Raw genomic sequence first — 15464 nt, 5'->3', positions numbered from 1 at the left:
TTCCTGGTATCCGGTTCATCCGCCCCACAAATTCGCCCAGTCGGGCCATTTGCACCATGGGATGGAGAAGAAATCGGATACGCGTAGTCAGAAGACACGCTTCTGCTGGTGCCAGTCTATCCCGGTTGCCCAAGCCATTTCCAATCGTTCGGGCACTCCGAGGATGGGGTGCCTCGCGCCCACACGCTCGGGTGGGGTCGCCGGTGACCGGTGGTGTGCGGACTTGAGTTCGATGCCGTGTGGACGACGGGCCACGGCGCCGATCGGTCACCGACGACACCGACTGAGCGCCCGCACGTTCAGCAGGTCGATCGTCTTCTGACCAGGCGGCGCGCTCGGACACTTGCGGGCGATGTCCTGTGAATCGATATGCGACTCGTGTTCACATCGTCTGTGGATCCAGCGGCCTCGTCCACAGGCGCTTCTCCGAAGCCTGACATCCCGTCCGCGACTGCGCTTTCATCGACCCATGGACCTCTTCGCCCCTCTCCCGAGCACCTCACCTTCACTGTTCTCGACCACCCCTGGAGGTGGGAGCCGGAAACGGCCCTCGTCTGCCGTGAGCCGTGCGCACGCCATCGTGGCGGTGGCTTTGGGAGTCCTCGCTCTCACCTTCGCCGAGGCGGGAGTGGCGTCCGCGACGACCGCCGCCTCCCCCGTCGCCTCGTTCGCCTCGTCTGTGTACTCTTCGTCTGAGTCTGCCTCTGCGTCGTCTTCGTCTGCGTCGTCTGTGTCCTCATCGGCTGCGTCGCCTGCCTCAGCTGCGTCGTCTGCGTCCGATGATGCGCGATTGTCGCCCGGGGCGAGGCCCACGTGGGCGTCGCCCGTTCCCGCGATGGAGATCATCGAGGCATTCGATCCGCCCGAGGAAGCATGGTTGAAGGGCCACAGGGGCATCGATGTGGCCACCGTCAGCGGTGAACCGCTGCGGGCGCCGGCCGCCGGTGCCATTCGGTTCCGCGGGTCGGTGGCCGGCACCCCTACGGTGAGCATCGAGACGGATTCCGGACATGTGGTCTCGTTCCAAGCCGCAGAGACAAATCTGAAGAAGGGTGAGAGGTTCTCCGCGGGTGCGAAGATCGGGACGGTCGCCGAGGGCTCTCACTGTGACAGGTCATGCCTGCATATCGGCGTCTGGGCCGCCGAAGGCGTCAAGAAGTACATCGATCCCGCCGGATTCTTCGGGCACGAGCAGTCGATCCTCCTGCCGCTGTCTCAAAAACCCGCGGAGGAACCCACCGGCGGCGGCACGACCTCAGGAGCCGGTGCCTGGGGCGGACACAGCAACGGGAGGATTCCCGCGGCGGCGATGTGCACGTTGGCCTCGGCGCCTGGACACATGCTGCGCTGCGATGCACAGGCGGCTTTCGATCGGATGTCGCACGCCTATGAAGCCAGATTCTCGACGCCGATCTCCGTCACGGACGCCTACCGAGACTACGCCACTCAGGTGATACTCAAACGGCGCAAGGGGCGCATGGCGGCGACTCCCGGAACGTCGAATCACGGTTGGGCTCTTGCGGTCGATCTGGGTGGCGGAATCAACTCCTTCGGCAGTGCCCAACATCGATGGATGCGTGCCAACGCACCGAAGTTCGGGTGGGTCCACCCCGGTTGGGCGCGCCAGACCGGTTCCCTGCCTGAGCCGTGGCATTGGGAATTCCGGGCGTGAAGGCGATCCCGGGGGCCTGATGCCCGGACATCGTTCGGAGGCTTCGCCGTTGACTGGCACCTCCCCGGCCTCAGGCCCGGGGATGGGCCTGGCGATAGGTCTCCTGCAGCCGCTGCATAGAGACATGGGTGTAGATCTGAGTGCTGCTCATGGTCGAGTGCCCCAGCAGCTCCTGGATCTGCCGCAGATCCGCTCCCCCGTCGAGCATGTGAGTCGCGGCCGAGTGTCGGAGACCGTGCGGGCCGATATCGGGTGCGCCGGGGTCGTCGGAGCCGTAGCGGTGGACGATTTCCCTCACCTGCCGGGCACCGATGCGACCGCCTCTGACACCGAGGAAGAGCGCATCACCGCTGCCGGCCGAGACGAACGTCTCCCGCAGGCCCAGCCAGTGCTGCAATGCCGACTGGGCGGGCTTGCCGAACGGGACCCGTCGCTCCTTGTCCCCCTTGCCCAGGACTGTGATCATCGATCTCTGATGGTCGACGTCGCTGCGGTTGAGCCCGGTCAGTTCCGACACACGCACCGCTGTGGCATAGAGCATCTCGAGGACAGCGGCGTCCCTGGCCGATTTGGCCACCGCAATGGGATCGGTGCCTTCGTCCGCGGTGCGGTCTCCTTGTCGGTCCGCACCCACCAAGTCGGCGGCCTGCTGCGGTTTGAGCACGGTGGGCAGTCGGGCATCCTTCTTCGGGGTGCGCAGACGCGCCGCCGGGTTGTTCTTCACCCCCTGATTGTTCACGCAGTAGGCGAAGAATGACTTCACGGCTGCGATCTTCCGCGCCACCGTCGACTTCGCCGCTCCCGCATCGTCGAGAGTGATCAGCCACGAGCGCAGATCATCGAGTCCGATGTCATGGACACTGGACCCGTCACCGACTCTCCCGGTGCGAGGCGCGGGCATGTGGGCCGCGTGCTCGAAGAAGTCCGTGACATCGGCAATGTAGGCCCGGCAGGTGTGCACGGAGACGTCACGGGATCTCAGATGGTCGGCATAGCCTGCGACCACCTCGACGATGGACGGGGGAAGGGTCATACCGTCAGGGTACGCGATCACAAGGACTCGACGGCAGACCCTGCCGCAATCTCGAGCAGACCCCGCCGCAGTCTCGTGCCGACCCGTCACAGCCTCGTGCCGACTCCGCCGCTGTCTCGTGGCGACCCTTCCACGCCGGCCCGCCGGATCATGTCGCCGGGCGCAGTTTGACCCATCCCGATTCACGGCGGGCGCCGAGGCCGGCAAGCTCGAGAACGGCGAGCGCGGACAGTGTGTCAGGCACCGTCAGCCCGGCGCGCCCGGCCACGGTGCCGACGTCAAGGGACTTCGTCGCAGAGAGCACGTTGAGACAGATCTTCTCCCGTTCGGCGAGGTCGTCGACCGGATCGGCGGAGGGGAGCTGCCGCTGTCCGGAGGTGAGGTCTCCCTCGTCGAACAGTGCCGGATCCTCAGCGGCAATGAGCCCGACAACGTCCTCACAGCTGGTGACCAGCTGGGCCTCCTGGAAGCGGATGAGCCGGTGCGTTCCCGTCGAGGAAGCCGAATACACCGACCCCGGGAATGCCGCAACCGCACGAGAGAGTTCGAGGGCGTGCCGAGCCGTGTTCAGCGCACCGCTGCGCCAGCCGGCCTCGACGATGACGGCCACCTGCGACGAGGCTGCGATCAGGCGGTTCCGGAGGAGGAAGCGATGTCGCATCGGGGTCATTCCGGGAGCCGTCTCGGACACGATTGCGCCGCAGTCGAGCACCTGGTGGAGCAGTTCGGTGTTCGCCGCCGGGTAGAATCTGTCGACTCCCCCGGCCATGAACGCAAGGGTGGTGCCCTCCCCTGCGACGGCCGCCCGGTGGGCTGCCGCGTCGATGCCGAAGGCACCGCCGGAGACGACGGTGAAACCCTGGGCTGTCAGATCCCAAGCAAGGTCCGAGGCGCATTTCGTCCCGTAGTTGCTGGCCGCACGCGCACCGACGACGGCGACGGACCGGCGCAGTGCTGTGCTCAGGCGGGCCTCGCCTCGGACCCACAGCCCCAAAGGGGCCGCCGGTCCGAGATCGTTCAGCGCGGCCGGCCATTCGTCGTCGCTGGGGATGACGAGCCGTCCGCCGAGTCTGGATACGCTCTCGAGGTCGCGGACACCGTGCGCCTGTTCTCCACGCACGGCCCAGCGGTCAAAGGCCCGATCCAGCTGCGCCCCGCCGGCGACCATGACCCCGATCGACGACAGGCTCTGGGCCGCCTCCGCCGCCGATGACTTCCCGGCCGCGACGGCGCTGATGAGTTCGAGTACAGTGATCGGCCCGACCTCGTCGACGAGGCCCGTGAGCAGACCGTCACCGGGCTCGCCGATACGCAGCAGAGCCGCCACCGCACTCCGTGGCCCATCACCGGTGAGCTCGTTCGTGCACCGTGTCGGCGCGTTCATGAGTCCTGAGTCCTCAGGGCGAGTGCCGTAGTGATCCGTTCCGGGGTCGGGGCCGGTGCTCCTTCAAGGTCGGCCAGGGTCGTTGCCACTCTCAGCACTCTGTCGTATCCGCGCATGGTGATCCTTCCGGTTTCGAGCGCACGATCGAGATCGCGCAGACTGGTCGGGCTCATGGAGAAGTGTTCGCGCAGCCATGCCCCTGGAGCGTTGGAGTTCGTCGTCCAGTCGCAGTCGACATATCGATCGACCTGTCGTTGTCGTGCCAGTCCGACGCGTCCGGCAACCGTCGAGCTGTCCTCCTGGCTCCCACCGAGGCGGATGTCTGCCGGGGAGACAGGGAACAGCTCGAGCTGCAGGTCGACCCGGTCCAGGAGAGGGCCGGAGAGTCTGTTGCGGTATCGGCGCTTATCCATCGGAGTGCAGCGGCAGGTGGTGTCTCTTCCGCGCATTCCGGCTCCGCACGGGCAGGGGTTCGCCGCCATCACCATTTGGAACGACGCCGGAAGCACCATGGACCCCCAGGCCCGGTGGATGTGGACCTGCCCCGCTTCCATCGGCTGGCGCAGCGCTTCGAGGACGTCCCGGGAGAACTCCGGCGCCTCGTCCATGAACAGCACCCCTTGGTGGGCCCGGCTGAGGATTCCGATCGACCCCGGTTTCCGTCCGCCGATCAGCGCCGAGGCGGTACTGCGGTGATGGGGTGCTTCGAACGGGGGTCTGTGGTCGAGTCCGTCGCTGCCGTTGAGCTCGCCGCGCAAGGAGCGAACCGCAGCCGCCTCCGCCGCTTGGCGGTCGTCCAGCGGTGGAAGTATCCCGGGCAGACACTGCGCCAACAGCGTCTTCCCCGCCCCCGGTGTGCCCCGCAAGAGCAGATTGTGCCCGCCGGCGGCTGCGACTTCGAGGCCGAATCGGGCTTCGGCCTGACCTTGGACTTCGGCGAGGTCGTGCAGCTCGGTTGGACTCGCGGCCGCGGTTTCGATGTCGACGACCGGCGGCAGCGGTGGAACGTCGAGAGCACCTCCGTAGAAATTGATCAGTTCTGCCAGTGAGGCGATTGCCCTGACTCTGGCCCCACCGACCAGTGAGGACTCCTCCTCGTTTCCGGCCGGAACGACGAAGCGGTCGAATCCGGCCTGCAGACCGCTGTGCAGGATCGGCAGCACGCCGTTGACGGGGCGGATGCGCCCGTCGAGGCCGAGTTCGCCGCAGTGGATGATCGATTCCGTGTCCGGCTGTGCGATGACACCTTGGGCTTTGAGCACGGCAACTGCGATTCCGAGGTCGAAGCCGGTGCCGATCTTCGGTACGGTCCCCGGGGTGAGGTTGATGGTCAGATGCTGTGTTGCCACGGGGATCCCCAGATATGCCAGTGCCGCCCGGAGTCGTTTCCGGGATTCGCTCACCGAGGCATCCGGCAGGCCGACGATGTCGATTCCCGGCAGGCCCGCACTGACGCAGGCTTCGATGGACACGATCTTGCCGGCCAGTCCCCACAGGGCGACGGCCGACGACCGTCCGATCACGTTGAGTCTCTGTTCTTCGCTCACGAGTCGACCTGCACGTTGCGACGGTGGGCAAAGCCGGGTACGGGTTCCATGACGATGCCGAGAGCATCGATGCGGATGCTCGCGTAGTACTCGGTCTGTGCGCGCAGCCAGATCCCCGACAGCATTCTGAGCCGTCTCAGCTTCGCTCCGGTCACGGCCTCGAGAGGAGAGCCGAGTGCCAGGTTCCTGCGGGTCTTGACCTCGACGAAGACGATGGCGTCACCGTCTCGAGCGATGATGTCGATCTCTCCTCGGGGGCAGGTGAAGTTGCGTTCGACGATCACCATTCCCTGCCGCTGCAGGAACTCGGCCGCAAGGTCCTCACCGGCCCGGCCCAGTGCGCGCTGGCGCAGGCCCGAGGTGCTTGTGCTCCGTTTCCCAGTTGTCGGTCTCATGGGAGACAGACCACCAGCGCTCATCATTGCACGGCAAGAGCGAAGCCTCGGCCTGTGGACGACGCTTCTCCGTCCACAGGCCGATCATGCGCGAGTCGGGGCGCAATCCACAGACGAATCTCTGTCGAGTCGTCCGCTCTCCCGACTGAACTTCCGCCTCCCTTGACCGATGGCAGTCCCTGCCTCGGTTCCGGTTGCAGGGACCGGCCTGCTCAGCCCCCGATCGACGTCGGCGGTTCCAGATCGCTCTTGGCGATCTCTTCGATGTTGACGTCCTTGAATGTCAGCACGTGCACCGTTTTGATGAATCTCGCGGACCTGTAGCTGTCCCACACCCACGCATCACGCAGGGTGAGCTCGAAGTAGACGTCGCCGGCATCGTTGTGTGCCTTGAGGTCGACATGGTTGGCGAGGTAGAAGCGCCGTTCCGTCTCTACGACGTAGGCGAAGAGCCCGACGACATCGCGATATTCCTTGTAGAGCTGAAGCTCGAGCTGGGCTTCGTAGTCGTCCAGATCATCTGTGCTCATGACGATCCCTCCTTCGCATCGTGCCTCGCGTGCAGGCGGAAGCTTCTCCGGTGGTGAATGCTGGGGCCGAAATCGACGATGCCCCGACGGTGCCTGCTCGTGCCGTATCCGACATTCGACTCCCAACCATACTGGGGATGCGCCTCGGCGAGTGCGATCATCGCCTCGTCGCGTGCCACTTTGGCCACGATGCTCGCTGCGGCGATGACGGGAACGCTGCCGTCGCCCTTGATCACGGTCCGCACTGCAGGCAGCTCGAGATCGGCCGCCGACCCGAATATCCTCAGGCAGTCGAGCGTGAGTGGGGCCGAGAGCCAGTCATGTCTGCCGTCGAGGAGGACGATCGTGCGGGACGGCAGGACCGCTGTTTCCGTGCTGGGCATGAGCATGTCGTTGAGGGCTCGTCGCCCGGCGAGGTTCAGCGCCATGGTCATTCCGAGTGCGTCGAGTTCGCTGGGAGACGTCGAGCCCACGGCTGCGGCCCGCGCCCAACCGTGGACACGGTCGGTGGCGGCTTGCCGCGAGGGCGCGCTCAGCTGCTTCGAATCGTGGATTCCAGCGGGCACCTCGGCGTCGGTGAGCTCTCTGAGGTCGAAGAGGGCGACGCCGACGCTGACCGGGCCCGCCAATGCGCCACGGCCGACCTCGTCGACGCCGATGACGTGGTCGAAGCCCTCTGCCAGCAGGGCGCGTTCACGACTGAGGTCGTGCAGTCCTGTCCGTGCCATCAGCCGCCGGTGATCCCTTCTGGGGCAGGCACGTCGGCGAAGACCGCTTCCGGGTTGGACACCCAGGTGAAGTGCTTGAAGGGCCAGTTGATGAGGAAGACGGTGCCCACGACATGGTCCTCGGGGACAAAGGGTTCGGTGTCCTGGTGGTAGCGCGAGTCCGCGGAATTGCCGCGATTGTCGCCCATCACCCAGTAGTGGCCCTCCGGGACGGTGACGTCGAACTCCACCTCCGAAGCTGCTGTGCCCTCGTCGAGGTACGTCTCGTCGATGGGTTCGCCGTTGACGAGGATGCGCCCTTGCCCATCGCAGCATTCGACGGTGTCACCGCCGACCCCGATGACGCGTTTGATCAGCTGTTTGCCTCCGTCTGCCGGAGCCAGGCCCACGAACTCGAGGAGCGGGTTGGGCTGATATTCGGAGACCTCCTCCGGTGACAGCCAATGATCGGGGTCGTCGAAGACGATGATGTCGCCGCGCTCGGCCGGCCCGAATCGGGGTGCGAGTTGGTTGACGAGGACCCGGTCGTCGATCTGCAGGGTATCCATCATCGAGCCGGAAGGGATGTAGAACGAACGGACGACCCAGGTCTTCAGCGCGGTCGAGATGAGGATGGCGACGAGGATGATCGCTGCGGTCTCGAGCAGGCCGCGGAGGAATCTCTTCGAGGCTGAAGGTGGGGAAGCTTCTGTTTCGGCTGACATTCGTTCGCTTTCGCATCGGACCTTGTGTCCCGCAGAGGGACTGAAATGAGCGTACCAGCACCTCGTCGAGGTTCCGCTCAGGCAGTGAACAACTCTACGGGGTCGCTCAGTCGACCGAGGAGCCGTGTCCGATCACTGGCCCGATCACGCGGTCGAGGGGGATGAATCCGCCTCCGGGCTTGCCCAGCAGCGCCCGCGAATCGGCGGAGTCGTCTCTGTTGTCACCCATCACCCACATGGTGTCGGCCGGCACTTCGATGGAGAATTCGGAGGCGGATGCGGGATGCGGCGCGTAATCCTCTTCCAGTGGTTCCTCGTTGAGCAGCAGTCGTCCTTCGGCGTCGCAGCATTCGAGCGTATCTCCTCCGACTGCGATGACGCGTTTGACGTAGTAGACGTCGCGACTGCCGAGACCGATCCAGGCCCCTGCCTTCTGCAGCGGCGTCGGCAGGGGGTCGTCGATGAACGACCCACGACCGTCGAAGACGACGATGTCTCCGCGTCGGATGTCCGAACTCAGCGCATCGGGGCGCCACACGGTGATGTCGTCGCCGACGTCCAGAGTCGGCTGCATCGACGCACTGGGGATGGTGAACCGTTGGATGACGAATCCGCGGACCGCCCCGCCGACGACGAGGATGACGATCGCGATCGCAGCGATGAACTTCCAGAAGCGCGCTGAGTACAGAAAACGCGACCCGAAGGTCGCGTTTTCGTGGTTCTTCGGCACGGGGTGGTCATCGCCCACAGTGCCAGGCAACGAATCAGGCCTTTTCGCGGATGCGTGCCGCCTTGCCGCGCAGTTCGCGCAGGTAGTACAGCTTGGCGCGACGAACGTCGCCGCGAGCGGTGACCTCGATCTTCTCGACGATCGGCGAGTGGACCGGGAAGGTGCGCTCGACGCCGACGCCGAAGCTGATCTTACGGGCGGTGAAGGTCTCGCGGACTCCGTCGCCCTGGCGGCGGATGACGATTCCCTTGAACGCCTGGATACGCGAGCGGGTTCCCTCAATCACGCGAACGTGGATGTTGAGGGTGTCACCGGGGCGGAAATCAGGCACGTCGGACTTCAACGAGGCCGCATCAACAACATCAAGCTTCTGCATTGTGTCTCTCCTGTGTCCCCTGCTTCAGGTCGAGGACACGCATATCGGACCGGTCGAACCGGTGATTGGATCGTCTGTCGGGATCGCTCCCCGGCATTCCCCGGTGTCGATACCCGAGAATGGTTCTGGGCATCCAGCCCCCTGAAGCAGGTGAATGCCAACAAACGCGACGTTCTATTCTGTCATGGATTCGTCTCCGGACTCAAACCGTTCCAAAACGGCACGATCGTGCTTGTCCAGTTCGCCCAATTTCGCGATCAGATCGGGTCTGACCTCCGCCGTGCGTTCGAGTCGTCGGTCGCGTCGCCACCGTGCGATCGCACCATGGTTTCCGCTGAGCAGGACCTCGGGCACGTCGCGCTGCCTCCAGCTGGCGGGCTTCGTGTAGATCGGGTACTCGAGGAGGCCGTCCTCGTGGCTCTCCTCGGTCAGCGATTCGGGGTTTCCGATGACTCCGGGAACGAGCCGACTGACGGCTTCGATCATGGCCATCGAGGCGACTTCTCCCCCATTGAGCACATAGTCTCCGATGCTCATCGGCCGCAGATCGAAGTGCTCCCCCGCCCAGTCGATGACCCGCTGATCGATGCCCTCATACCGCCCGCACGCGAACACCAGATGCTCGGCGCCCGCGAGGTCTTCGGCCACACGCTGGTCGAATACGCGGCCCGCCGGGCTGGGCACGATGAGGATCGGCTTGGGCTTCTCGCCATCGTGGTCACCGACCGATGCCGATGCCCCGCGGGGCCCCTCGCCGAGGATGTGCTCGAGTGCCAGCGCCCAGGGCTCGGCCTTCATCACCATTCCGGCTCCCCCTCCGTAGGGAGAATCGTCGACCGTGTTGTGGCGGTCGAACGTGAAATCTCGCAGGTCGTGCACGTTGAGGTCGAGCAGTCCTTGTTCGGCGGCCTTGCCGATGAGGGAGAGCTTCAGCCCTTCGAGGTATTCCGGGAAGATGGAGACGACGTCGATGCGCATGGACGGGCTCATTCGGCGTCGAAGAGACCGGCCGGAGGCGTGACCTGAATCCACCCGGCTTCGACATCGACCTCGGGCACGATGGCGGCGACGAAGGGAATGAGCACTTCGTGGCCGTCGATGTGGTTCATGTGGAGCAGATCCTGTGCCAGTCCGTTCGTCACATCGACGATCTCACCGACTCGCTCCGGTCCTTCGAAGACACCGAGTCCGACGAGATCCTCGAGGTACCACGCATCGTCGTCCTCGTCGTCGGACTGGCTGCTGAGGATGAGTGTATTGCGGATCTCCTCGGCCCGGTTTCGGTCGGAAACCTCATCGAACGTCAGCAGCAGCCGGTCCCGATGCCACCTCGCCGACTTCAGCGTCAGCTCACCGATGTCGGGGTCGGTGGAGTAGATACTTCCGGGAACGAAGCGCTCGTCCGGCCGGTCGGTGCGCACCTCGACGGTGAATTCGCCTCTGATGCCGTGCGGTTTCCCCAACCGTGCGATCACCGTGTCCATGCTGCTCCTCGTGCTCGTGAAAATGTTTGCCCCAGTGCCCGTGGGGCTGCTTGTGTCGTGCCCATGGAAGTGTTCGTGCTCGCGCCCGTGAAAGGCGCGGGCGCCTTGCCTGTGCTACCGACTGTGAGACTGCCTGTGCTCAAGTCCGCGCGGGTTCTCGTTTGCCTCACCCATTCAGTTTAGACGGCTCTCTCGCTCATGTTTCGCCCCTCCCGGGACACTCGCACCGCCCGCCCGAAATCGCCCCGCCCGAGCCCCACTCGGACCACCTGGGTGCGATCGGGTCGCCCGCCTGACATCTGGCCACGGCCGCCGAACCTCGGCCCACGGCCGCCGGACCTCGGCCCACGGCCGCTGAATACAGGAATGGGGGACACGGCGATGATTCGCCGCGTCCCCCATTCCCGATGAAGGTGTTACGCCTCGATGAGGTCCACTCGCACCGACTCACGGCCGGCGAGAGAGTTGATCACGGTGCGCAGAGCCTTTGCGGTTCTCCCCGCACGACCGATGACACGGCCGAGGTCTTCGGGATGGACCCGGACCTCGAGCGTGCTCCCGCGCTGTGACGAGCGGGATCGAACAGCGACATCATCGGGATGATCGACGATGCCGCGGACCAGGTGTTCGAGCGAATCTGCCAACATCTCAGGCTTCAGCACTCTCTTCGGATGCGTCCGCAGCCGCGTCATCGGCCTTGTCCGAGCCCTTCGGAGTGATGGCCTCCTTGATCACCGATCCGGCGGAGGGAGCCACGAAGGCCTCCTTCTCCTGCTGCGGCTTGACGGTGTTCACTGCTTCGCCTTCGCCGGTCTGCTTCTGCAGGTCGCCGGTGAGCTTGAGCAGGGCCCGAACCTGATCGGTCGGCTGAGCACCAACGGAGAGCCAGTACTGAGCACGCTCCGAGTTGATCTCGACGACCGAGGGCTCGCGGGTCGGGTGGTAGATGCCGATCTGCTCGATGGCCTCGCCATCACGACGGGTGCGTGAATCGGCAACGACGACGCGGTAGAACGGTGCACGGATCTTGCCCATGCGCTTCAAGCGAATTTTGACTGCCACTTCAGTGGTGTCTCCTTTTGTCTTTTTGTTGCACAGACGTTCCAAAAGAATCGTGGGGTTGACCTCGCGGAGTCTGTGACCTGGACGATCACCTCGGCGCAGAAGAGAGGGCCCACGCCGGAAGCAAAAGTACAGTAGTCAATTGTGCCAGAAAGGACTGCTACTTTCCACCTGGGAACATCCCTCCGAAGCCCTTCGGAAGATTCTTCATATCGAACTCTTCGTCGTTGTCGAGATCGACTCCCCCGAAGGCGGACCCGACCGGGTCCTTCGTCTTCCCGGCCTTCTTATCGGCAAGCTCCTGAGCCTGCTGGGCGCGCTTGGCCGGGTTGCCCGACTGACCGCCCTTGCGGCCCTTCTTCTTCCCGGTGGTCTTCTTCTTGCGGTTCGGGGCTCCACTGGGCAGACTGCCCATGCCGGGCATACCTCCCATACCGGGCATCCCACCGCCTCCACCGGCCCCGGGCGCACCGCCGCCCCGGGTCATTCCGCGCATCATCTTCTGCGCCTGGGTGAAGCGCTCCATCAGCTGGTTGACCGCGCTCACCGTCGTGCCGGCACCCTTCGCGATGCGGGAGCGCCGCGAGCCGTTGAGGATCTTCGGATTCGTGCGCTCGGCCGGGGTCATCGATCTCACAATGGCTTCGACGCGGTCGACTTCACGTTCGTCGAAGTTCTCCAGCTGATCCTTGTACTGGCTCATACCGGGCATCATGCCCAGCATCTTCTTCATCGAGCCCATCTTCTTCAGGCCCGACATCTGGGTCAGGAAGTCATTGAGGTCGAAGTCCTCACCGGCCTCGACCTTCTTCTGAAGCTTCGCGGTCTCCTTCTCGTCGAAGTTCTTCTCGGCCTGCTCGATGAGGGTGAGGATGTCGCCCATGTCGAGGATCCGATCGGCCATCCGGTCGGGATGGAACTGCTCGAACTCCTTCATCGACTCACCGGTCGACGCGAACATGATCGGCTTGCCGGTCACCTCGGCGACGGACAGCGCGGCACCACCACGCGAATCGCCGTCGAGCTTGGAGAGCACGACACCGGTGAAGTCGACTCCTTCGAGGAACGCCTCGGCGGTCTTGACGGCATCCTGGCCGATCATCGCGTCGATGACGAACAGAACTTCGTCCGGGGAGACCGCGGTGCGGATGTCGGCGGCCTGCTGCATGAGCTCTTTGTCGATGCCCAGGCGCCCGGCGGTGTCGACGATGACGACGTCGTGGAGCTTCGACTTCGCAACCTCGAGCGAGTCCGTGGCCACCTGCACCGGATCACCGATGCCGTTGCCCGGCTCCGGAGCGTAGACGAATGCGCCTGCACGCTCTCCGACGATCTCGAGCTGATTGACCGCGTTGGGACGCTGCAGATCGGCCGCGACGAGCATCGGGCGGTGGCCTTCGGACTTCAGCCAGTGGGCGAGCTTGCCGGCCAGGGTGGTCTTACCCGCACCCTGCAGGCCGGCGAGCATGATGACGGTGGGAGGACGCTTCGCGTAGTTCAGTCGCCGGGTCTGCCCGCCGAGGATGTCGACGAGTTCCTCATTGACGACCTTGACGACCTGCTGGCCCGGGTTGAGCGCGCTCGAAACCTCTTCGGACAGGGCTCGCTCGCGAATCCGGCCGGTGAATGCCCGGACGACGGGCAGAGCGACGTCGGCGTCCAGAAGTGCACGCCGAATCTCGCGGATGGTGGCATCCACATCGGCTTCGGACAGCCGGCCCTTGCCGCGCAAGTTCTTGAACGTCGCGGTGAGCCTGTCGGAAAGAGAGTTAAACACGTGCAAGCCTTCTTCACGATGAATTGGTCGACTCTCTAGACTAACAACTCACCCATGTCCGACTGAAACCGACAGAGCTGGGAATGCGCCGACAAGCGGCTCGCCTCGCGGCGATGCGGGGTCAGTCCAGCAGTGCGTCGACGAATCCTTCGGCGGTGAACGGTGCCAGATCGTCGGCGCCCTCGCCGAGGCCGACGAGCTTGACCGGAACTCCGAGTTCTCGCTGGACGGCCACGACGATGCCGCCCTTGGCCGTGCCATCGAGTTTCGTGAGCACGATGCCGGTGATGTCGACTGCCTCGGCGAAGACCTTGGCCTGCTGCATTCCGTTCTGACCGGTCGTGGCGTCCAGGACGAGGAGCACCTCGTCGATCTCGTGGCCCTCCCCCAGGGGGCGGGTCGCCACGCGCTTGACCTTGCCGAGCTCGTCCATCAGGCCGATCTTGTTCTGCAGTCGTCCGGCGGTGTCGATGAGCACGACATCGGTGTCCTCGGCCCTGCCCCGTTCGACGGCCGAGTAGGCCACGGAGGCGGGGTCTGCTCCCTCCTCACCACGGACGGTCTCCACGCCGACCCGGCCGCCCCAGGTGGACAGCTGTTCGGCGGCGGCGGCGCGGAACGTATCGGCCGCACCCAACAGCACGCTCTGGTCCTCGGCGACGAGCACGCGGGCGATCTTGCCCACGGTCGTGGTCTTGCCCGATCCGTTGACCCCGACGACGAGCATCACGGCCGGGTCTCCTTCGGTGCCGGCCGTTGCGAGGCTGCGATCCATCGTCGGATCGACGATGTGGATGAGCTCTTCGCGCAGCAGCCCTCTGACCTCTTCGGGTTCGCGGGTGCCGAGGACCTTGACGCGCTCTCGCAGTCTGTCGACGAGCTCGGTGGTCGGGTCGACGCCCACGTCGGCGAGGATGAGGGTGTCCTCAATCTCCTCCCACGTCGATTCGTCGAGCGTGTCCCGGGACAGGAGGTTGAGCAGTCCCCGCCCCAGACCGGAGTTCGACTTCGCGAGTCGCTCACGCAGGCGAACGAGGCGGTTCGCCGGTTCGGTGGGGACCTCGGACCCGCGGGCCGTGGCCTTCTCCTCGACCACGGCCTCGGCGATCTCGTCGATCTTCAGTTCGCCGGTGACGTCGGCATCGATGCTGCGCTCCTCGCGCAGCCCCTTCTTCTTGGCGTTGACGCGCAGGGTGAACCCCAGCCCGACGACGAGTATGAAGACGATGGCTGCGACGATGAGCAATATGATCGGCTGATCCATTGACGTGCGTCCTCCTTTGCTTACCTTCGCAGGCCCCGCGTTGGTCCGCGGAGACCGCTGGTCAGGGGTGCCGACCCTCGTTCATGGGCTTCGCGCTCATCGACCCGAGTCCGACTGAGTGCGCTCCGTTGGCCTGCACCCGTGCACCCCGCTGTCCTTCGGGTGCTCGTGATGATTGTGCGTGGTCCGGTCACGAACCTCGACTGCCGAAGAGCAGCCCGGCCGTGGTTCTCCAACCGGTTCCGGATTCCGGGATCTTCCAATGGCGAGTGCGCGGCCTCACCGTCAGCAGCGAGGGCGCTGCGTGCCGACGCGGCTGCGGCCTGAGTACGTAGGAGTGGTCTCGGATCGCTGTGACCGCGGCCTGCTCCCGGGTCGCCAGATGTGAGGTGCCGTCATCGTGGCCGAAGAATTCGTGGACCTCGTCGTCGTAGCCGGTCCACTGCCCGGGCAGTCGAAACCGCTGCACATCGGATGAGTACCGCAGGCGGCCTTCGGCTCTCAGACCCGGCAGAGCGACGAGGAGGACGACGACGAGGGCGAGCGCGAACGATACGGCGAGTCCGACGATGACGACGAGTACTGCACTCATGCTCTCGAGTCACCTCGCGATTCAGCCGACTCGGCCATGGACGTCCCGCTCCTCAAGGTCTTACGACAACACTTCCTCGGCCCCAAGTCTATAGTCCCGAGCCGCAACATTCGTGCTCCGGGGTCATGCGCCTGTTGGAGAATTCCCTGGGACTCCCCTGGGCATCTCTGCCGAATCGGCATCTGA

At 65.0% G+C, this 15464-nt stretch carries 18 protein-coding genes; 1 reads left to right on the top strand and 17 read right to left on the bottom strand.

Annotation, left to right across the window (positions count from 1 at the left end):
* Positions 1-459: 459 nt before the first annotated feature.
* The gene (locus BKA07_RS19295) at positions 460-846 is read right to left on the bottom strand and encodes a hypothetical protein (RefSeq protein WP_245161905.1); all 387 of its coding nucleotides are present in this window, start codon (positions 844-846) and stop codon (positions 460-462) included.
* On the opposite strand from BKA07_RS19295, the gene BKA07_RS09550 reads away from it, so the two are divergent.
* Positions 836-1672 carry a D-alanyl-D-alanine carboxypeptidase family protein gene (locus tag BKA07_RS09550; RefSeq protein ID WP_245161904.1) on the top strand — a complete coding sequence of 279 codons (837 nt, stop codon included), beginning with the start codon at positions 836-838 and terminating at the stop codon, positions 1670-1672. The genes BKA07_RS19295 and BKA07_RS09550 overlap by 11 nt on opposite strands.
* A 70-nt stretch (positions 1673-1742) precedes the next feature.
* Here the strand turns inward: BKA07_RS09550 and BKA07_RS09545 are convergent, their stop codons facing one another.
* From BKA07_RS09545 to BKA07_RS09470, 16 genes are all read right to left on the bottom strand, one after another.
* Entirely contained in the window at positions 1743-2705 is a 963-nt protein-coding gene (locus BKA07_RS09545; protein ID WP_167950698.1) for a tyrosine recombinase XerC, read from the bottom strand.
* A 148-nt stretch (positions 2706-2853) separates the two neighbouring features.
* Positions 2854-4089: a DNA-processing protein DprA gene (dprA, locus tag BKA07_RS09540; RefSeq protein WP_167950697.1), complete on the bottom strand. Its 1236-nt coding sequence runs from the start codon at positions 4087-4089 to the stop codon at positions 2854-2856.
* A complete protein-coding gene (locus BKA07_RS09535) occupies positions 4086-5636 on the bottom strand; it encodes a YifB family Mg chelatase-like AAA ATPase (protein ID WP_167950696.1) in 1551 nt (516 codons plus the stop codon). Before BKA07_RS09535 ends, dprA begins: the two co-directional genes overlap by 4 nt.
* A complete protein-coding gene (locus tag BKA07_RS09530) occupies positions 5633-6031 on the bottom strand; it encodes a YraN family protein (protein ID WP_167950695.1) in 399 nt (132 codons plus the stop codon). The genes BKA07_RS09535 and BKA07_RS09530 overlap by 4 nt, the downstream gene beginning before the upstream one ends.
* Positions 6032-6243: 212 nt before the next feature.
* Positions 6244-6561 (bottom strand): DUF2469 domain-containing protein, encoded by a 318-nt coding sequence (locus BKA07_RS09525; protein WP_167950694.1) that lies wholly within the window; start codon positions 6559-6561, stop codon positions 6244-6246.
* A complete protein-coding gene (locus BKA07_RS09520) occupies positions 6558-7289 on the bottom strand; it encodes a ribonuclease HII (protein WP_167950693.1) in 732 nt (243 codons plus the stop codon). The genes BKA07_RS09525 and BKA07_RS09520 overlap by 4 nt, the downstream gene beginning before the upstream one ends.
* Positions 7289-7993 (bottom strand): signal peptidase I, encoded by a 705-nt coding sequence (gene lepB, locus BKA07_RS09515; RefSeq protein ID WP_167950692.1) that lies wholly within the window; start codon positions 7991-7993, stop codon positions 7289-7291. Before lepB (BKA07_RS09515) ends, BKA07_RS09520 begins: the two co-directional genes overlap by 1 nt.
* 106 nt (positions 7994-8099) lie before the next feature.
* Positions 8100-8723, bottom strand: a complete 624-nt coding sequence (gene lepB / locus BKA07_RS09510) for a signal peptidase I (protein ID WP_167950691.1) — start codon at positions 8721-8723, stop codon at positions 8100-8102.
* A gap of 34 nt (positions 8724-8757) precedes the next feature.
* Complete coding sequence (rplS, locus tag BKA07_RS09505; protein WP_167950690.1) at positions 8758-9099, bottom strand: 50S ribosomal protein L19; 342 nt, start codon at positions 9097-9099, stop codon at positions 8758-8760.
* A gap of 174 nt (positions 9100-9273) precedes the next feature.
* Positions 9274-10077, bottom strand: a complete 804-nt coding sequence (gene trmD, locus BKA07_RS09500) for a tRNA (guanosine(37)-N1)-methyltransferase TrmD (protein ID WP_167950689.1) — start codon at positions 10075-10077, stop codon at positions 9274-9276.
* Positions 10078-10085: 8 nt separating this feature from the next.
* A complete protein-coding gene (gene rimM, locus BKA07_RS09495; protein WP_167950688.1) occupies positions 10086-10583 on the bottom strand; it encodes a ribosome maturation factor RimM in 498 nt (165 codons plus the stop codon).
* Between the two features lie 416 nt (positions 10584-10999).
* Positions 11000-11230, bottom strand: a complete 231-nt coding sequence (locus BKA07_RS09490; protein ID WP_167950687.1) for an RNA-binding protein — start codon at positions 11228-11230, stop codon at positions 11000-11002.
* 1 nt (position 11231) lies between these two features.
* A complete protein-coding gene (gene rpsP, locus BKA07_RS09485; protein WP_167950686.1) occupies positions 11232-11645 on the bottom strand; it encodes a 30S ribosomal protein S16 in 414 nt (137 codons plus the stop codon).
* Between the two features lie 160 nt (positions 11646-11805).
* Positions 11806-13422 (bottom strand): signal recognition particle protein, encoded by a 1617-nt coding sequence (gene ffh, locus BKA07_RS09480; RefSeq protein ID WP_167950685.1) that lies wholly within the window; start codon positions 13420-13422, stop codon positions 11806-11808.
* Between the two features lie 121 nt (positions 13423-13543).
* Complete coding sequence (gene ftsY, locus BKA07_RS09475) at positions 13544-14686, bottom strand: signal recognition particle-docking protein FtsY (RefSeq protein ID WP_167950684.1); 1143 nt, start codon at positions 14684-14686, stop codon at positions 13544-13546.
* Between the two features lie 190 nt (positions 14687-14876).
* Positions 14877-15278: a hypothetical protein gene (locus BKA07_RS09470; RefSeq protein WP_167950683.1), complete on the bottom strand. Its 402-nt coding sequence runs from the start codon at positions 15276-15278 to the stop codon at positions 14877-14879.
* Positions 15279-15464: the final 186 nt, after the last annotated feature.

It is taken from the genome of Brevibacterium marinum, from assembly GCF_011927955.1.
GTDB lineage: Bacteria > Actinomycetota > Actinomycetes > Actinomycetales > Brevibacteriaceae > Brevibacterium > Brevibacterium marinum.
The sequence above is the reverse complement of the archived record's forward strand: the minus strand, read 5'-3'. Positions and strand labels throughout refer to the sequence as shown.